Source organism: Latilactobacillus fuchuensis, assembly GCF_900258455.1.
Taxonomy (GTDB): domain Bacteria; phylum Bacillota; class Bacilli; order Lactobacillales; family Lactobacillaceae; genus Latilactobacillus; species Latilactobacillus fuchuensis.
Genome location: NZ_LT984417.1, coordinates 831,211 through 832,322, shown reverse-complemented (window position 1 = coordinate 832,322; position 1,112 = coordinate 831,211). Strand labels below are relative to the sequence as shown.

At 36.3% G+C, this 1,112-nt stretch carries 1 protein-coding gene; it reads right to left on the bottom strand.

Features of this window, described 5'->3' with window-relative positions; all coding sequences use genetic code 11:
- Positions 1-374: 374 nt before the first annotated feature.
- Positions 375-848, bottom strand: a complete 474-nt coding sequence (argR, locus tag LFUMFP_RS03870) for an arginine repressor (protein ID WP_025083056.1) — start codon at positions 846-848, stop codon at positions 375-377.
- Positions 849-1,112: the final 264 nt, after the last annotated feature.

The following is a 1,112-nucleotide window of genomic DNA, read 5'->3' as shown; positions in this document are numbered from 1 at the left end:
CACGAAGACATCGTTAAGATGTTTATTTTTTTGCGAAAAGACAAAAAAGGTGTCGGTAGAATATTTCTACCAACACCAGAAAGTATAGACCCATTTAAAATGCGGTCTATCCTTAGTTCGGGATAGACCGCATTTTTAACTTGATACTCAATTAATAACCGAGTTCTGTCACAGCTTATTTATTTTCTTCAAGTTTGCGATTAATTCGTTGATTAATCACACGATTAATAATCGCAAATAAACCAAGCGCAATGACGCTGTAAGTACATGCAAATACCAAATCCATTCTCTCCGCCAGCCTTTCAATTAAATGAAAATCTATTATACCATTTTTATTTGAAAGTTTCAGCTGGTGGTTAATTAGGTTTAGTTGCTTACAGCTCCACCTTAACTGGCGTTGCTAAATTTTCTGAAAACTGTTGATTTAATCTTGTCGCGCTTGCTTCATCCGGACTAATCACCACAATCGTGTCATGACCAGCCAGTGTCCCGACGACTTCTTGATAATTAATATCGTCAATCAAGGCCGCTAATAAATTACCATTACTAGGGAGCGTCTTAATGACATTCATCATCTGTACTTGTGTCACGGATAGTGCGACTTCGCGTAATTTATCTTTTAATTTTTGAACTTGAGTCCGTTCATCCGCATGAAAAACGGTATAGCGGAGTTCGCCATTCACATCACGAGCCTTAACGATTTGCATTTCACGAATATCCCGTGAAATCGTCGCCTGAGTCGCCTCAATATTCTCTTTTTTGAGAGTCTCTAATAGTTCTTCTTGTGTTGCAATCACCTGTTGATTAATAATCTGTTCAATCCGTGTTTGCCGGTCCGCTTTCTTCACGATTGCCACCTCACATCTTTAATTAATTACCTTGATTATACCAGTTTTATTGCATAATTAATGACTATTTTTAGAATTGTATATTAATGAACAAGGCTAATTATACCAGAGATTTGTTTAAATATCAGGTCTAGTGAATTTTTAACGATTTTCAGGCAAAATAAAAAGGGTCTATACTTTCTGGTGTTGGTAGAAATATTCTACCGACACCTTTTTTGTCTTTTCGCAAAAAAATAAACATCTTAACGATGTCTTCGTGTACGA